A 508-nucleotide genomic window follows, 5' to 3' on the forward strand; every position below is an offset into this window, starting at 1 on the left:
CCCGACGTTGCGCCCGAGCGCGCGCGGCTGCGGCCGCGTGCGCGTGTCGAGCCCGACGATCGCCGCGACCTGCGGCGCGATCTCGGCCGGCACGCGCGGCGCGCTCGCCGCCGCGATCGCGCTGCCGCCGTCGGCGCGGCGATAGCGCTCGATCGCGGTGCCGAACGCCGCCTCGGCGCCGGCGACGGTCGTCGTGACGGGGATCGAGAGCCCGCTGCGCGAGGTCGGGCCGGGGTTCAGGCCGGCGTCGCGCAGCGCCATGCGGACCTCCGCGATCGCGGCATCGGTCGGGCCGAAGCGGCCGCGGAACTCACCGGTCGCGAGGTAGTCGCCGTAGTGCGGCGAGCCGGGCGTCGAGACGGCGTCGACGAACTGCGACAGCGCGCGCGGATCGCGCGGCGCGAGCACGACGTCGAGCGCGACGGTCGCGTCGGCCGGCGCGGCACCGAGCGCGCGCACACCCGGGACGGCGCTCGGCGCGGCGCCGACGGCGACGCGCGCGGCGGCC

1 protein-coding gene is annotated in these 508 nt (G+C 79.9%); it reads right to left on the reverse strand.

The window, feature by feature from the left end; translation table 11 throughout:
• The coding region (locus tag R7226_RS31600; protein WP_318601541.1) for a protease pro-enzyme activation domain-containing protein at positions 1-508 on the reverse strand (508 nt) is incomplete at both ends.

Origin of the sequence: Conexibacter stalactiti (assembly GCF_033542075.1) — a bacterium.
Lineage (GTDB): Bacteria > Actinomycetota > Thermoleophilia > Solirubrobacterales > Solirubrobacteraceae > Conexibacter > Conexibacter stalactiti.